The sequence below is a fragment of the Acidobacteriota bacterium genome, assembly GCA_022562055.1.
Lineage (GTDB): Bacteria > Actinomycetota > Acidimicrobiia > Spongiisociales > UBA5794 > BMS3BBIN02.
Genome location: JADFQA010000076.1, coordinates 1 through 3,321, shown reverse-complemented (window position 1 = coordinate 3,321; position 3,321 = coordinate 1). Strand labels below are relative to the sequence as shown.

Annotated in this window: 2 protein-coding genes and 1 pseudogene; 1 reads left to right on the top strand and 2 read right to left on the bottom strand. The window is 61.0% G+C overall.

All coding sequences use genetic code 11. The features are described 5' to 3' along the window. On the top strand, positions 1-841 hold an 841-nt coding region (locus IIC71_15100; GenBank protein ID MCH7670507.1), incomplete at its 5' end, for an IS3 family transposase. A 122-nt stretch (positions 842-963) separates the two neighbouring features. Here IIC71_15100 and IIC71_15095 read toward each other — a convergent pair. Then, positions 964-1,746, bottom strand: a complete 783-nt coding sequence (locus IIC71_15095) for an ATP-binding protein (protein ID MCH7670506.1) — start codon at positions 1,744-1,746, stop codon at positions 964-966. 92 nt (positions 1,747-1,838) lie between these two features. Then, positions 1,839-3,053 (bottom strand): annotated as a pseudogene (locus tag IIC71_15090) (IS21 family transposase). Positions 3,054-3,321 lie beyond the last annotated feature (268 nt).

The following is a 3,321-nucleotide window of genomic DNA, read 5'->3' as shown; positions in this document are numbered from 1 at the left end:
TCGTCGTCGTGCCGTTACGGTGCTGGTGGAACGGTTCGGGGTTTCTGAGCGTCGGGCGTGTCGGGTGGTGGGTCAGCACCGTTCCACACAGCGACGGCCATCACGGCGGGAACCGCAAGCCGATGCGAAGCTGCGTAGAAGGCTGCGCCGCTTTGCACGGAACCATCCTCGTATGGGGTGGCGCAAGGCTCACACGGTGGTGCGTCGTGAGGGCTACTGCGTGAACCACAAGAAGCTCCGCCGTCTGTGGCGTGAGGAGGGTCTACGTCGGCCACTACCGAAGAAGCAGAAGAAGCGTCGACCCGGCGGCCTTGACGGCACACTCCTGACTGCTGAGCATCGGAACCATGTGTGGGCACTCGATTTCGTGTTCGACGAAACCGCTGATCTACGTCGCTTGAAGCTGTTGAACATTGTGGATGAACACACCCGTGAGGCCCTCGCAATGGACGTTGAGCGGTCTATCACTAGTGACGATGTTGTTGACTGCCTTAACCGTCTCGTCGCCCAGCGTGGTGCACCCGGGTTCATTCGGATGGACAACGGACCCGAGTTGATCGCCTGGGTCCTGAGGGACTGGTGCCGCCTGCGAGGCCTTCAAACGATCTACATCGAACCAGGATCGCCGTGGCAGAACCCGTGGGTCGAATCATTCAACGGTCGGGTACGAGATGAACTGCTGAACATCACCGAGTTCGGATCCCTCACCGAAGCACGCATCCTGATCGAGGATTGGAGAAAGGAGTACAACACCTGGCGGCCACACAGCAGCCTCGGAGGACTCACCCCCGCCGAGTATGCTGACCAATGCGAACACGACCACCAGCCAACACACCCATAACAGCTGGACTCACTACCGGGGCCCCGTCACATGCGGCTTGGTCCTGGGCTGCTCTGATGGCGCTCACTGAAATTCCCCAAGGTTGCTCATCGAAATTCCTCACCTTGGGTCGGGTTTGAAGGTTAGCTGTTTCCTCCTTTTGGGCGGAATTTCTGGTTGGCGGCTTGGTGGGCTCTGAGGCGGTAGGAGTCGCCGTCGATGTTGAAAACGACGCTCTTGTGCAGCAGCCGGTCCAACATGGCGGCTGCGATGGTGGTGTCTGAGAAGATGTCTCCCCACGAGGCGACTCCCCTGTTCGTGGTCAAGATCACGGAGCCTTTCAGGTACCTCCTGGTGATGACTTGGAACAGGGCTGCGGCGTCTTCGGCTGGCATGGGGAGGAACCCCAGCTCGTCGATTATGAGGACGCCCGGTCCCGAGAAGAACCGTATCGTTGCGGCCCATCTGCCTTCCAATGCGGCTTTGCGGCACCGTGCTGCGAGGTCGGCTGCGGTTGTGTAGTACACCCGGTGTCCTTGGTCGACGGCTGCGTGACCGAGGGCTATGGCGAGCATCGTTTTCCCGACTCCGGGTGGCCCGATGAACAGGACGTTGGTTGCGTCGTCGAGGAAACGGGCCGTTGCGAGTTCACGGATCAACGCTTCGTCGATTGATGGCTGGGCGGTGAAGTCGAAATCGTTGATCGTCCACGGCGCTGGGAAGTTCGCGAGCCGCATCCGTGTGTCCCACCTCCGCTGCTCGGTCGCTTGAACTTCGATCGCGAGGAGCTGCTCGAGGAACTCGGTGTGACCGATGTTGGTGTCACGGGCAGCGTCGAGTCGGGCGGGGAGCGCCTCGGCTGCTGCTGACAGTTTCAGATACGCCAGGTGGGCACGAAGTTGTTGATACAACGAGTCTTTGCTCATGACGCACCGCCTTTGTTTCGGTCGATGAATCGTTGATAGGTGCCAAGGTCGATGACCGGACCGGCCCCGTTGTCACCGCCGGTGATCTCGTTAGCGATCGCTAACGCCGCGGCTGTGGGTGGACGGTTCGGTTTCTTCGGGCACGGCCGAACGGTCGTAAACGCCGCCAACACCACATTCTCCAACGCTGCGGTGTGTTGCGGCAACCTGACAATCCGACCGACGCCACGGGGTGCAATCCGGTGGGTCGCAACCAGTGTGCCTGCAGGCGAGATGATGATCAACTCGTCAGAACCCAGACGGCGCTTGACTTTCACCTCGGTACCGACAAGGGCTGGCGGCACCGAGTATCGGTTCCCGTCAACAGACACCAACGCGTTCGCCGCCACGATTCGGGTCAGCGTCCCCTCAGCGGGATACGCCACTGGGGGGAGCCCGAGCAACGGTTCACTGTCCCCAAGTTCGCCTACAGAGACTTCGCCTCGGGGCCGGGCGTCTCCGGTCGTGGCACAGAACCGATCCAAGCTTGCTTGCGCGTCGGCCAGGTTGGGGACGTCAACGGTGCGCCACCAGCGTTGCGTCAGGAAGTGGATCTGTTTCTCGACAACACCTTTGCGGTTCCCCCTCCGAGGCGGGCACGGCACCACTGTCACCCCGTAATGCTTCGCGACCGGAGCGAACGACGCCTGGATCTTCCCCGTGGCCGGGTTGATCACGGTCGCCATCCGATCTGTCCGCCACACCCTTGGAGTGCCACCGAGCCGGCGCAGGATCTGGTCGATGCCCTCAACCAGGTGCGGCTGATCCTCCGAGTAGGAGAGCCACGCCCTCGTCTTGGACGAATGCGACAACGACCCAACCAGCATCGACACATCCGTTGTTGGATCCCACGGACAGACACCGAGTTCGTCCCAGTCCCACTGGATCTCCTCCCCAGACGGATGGTCGATGATGACCGTGGCGCGGCCCTTCACCCCGCTACACGCTTCACAATGCGGACGAAGATCCCGCTCGCGGAGATGCCGGGTGAACGTCGGATACGAACGCCCATACCCCAGCGCTGCCACTTCGTCGAACAACGTCGTTCCCCACACACCGTGATCGTCAGACAACCGCTGACGAACGTACGGCTCGATCTGGTCGAACGGATCATCCTCGATAGCCGCCCGCACACCCAGCTGGTGGTCGCCAGACAGATACGTCCGGATCGTCTTACGGTCACGGCCCGTGTGGCGGGCGATCTCAGAGATCGTCCAACCCCTCTTCTTCAATGCATGAATCTCCACGTCTTCCTCCTGTGTCAACATCAGGGAAGGGCTCCTCTCCTCGCTGGCCGGTCATAGCTGACAGCCAGCATGGAGAGGACCCCACCCAATGACGGATATCTCGGTCAGGAGGTGAGGAATTTCAACGAGCAGATCTGGGGAATTTCAACGAGCGTCGTCAACCTACGCATTGCGCGGCGACGAATACGGTGCCGAAATCGAGAGGTCCGTCTGTTAGGTTTACGACGCACGGTGCTTGGTATGAGAGGCGGACGAGATGGCGGACGAATGGAGGGTGCACAACCCGGAT

Bases quoted from the DNA above. Each gene is read 5' to 3' on its own strand.
- IIC71_15095 (MCH7670506.1), bottom strand. From the start codon at position 1,746: ATGAGCAAAGACTCGTTGTATCAACAACTTCGTGCCCACCTGGCGTAT.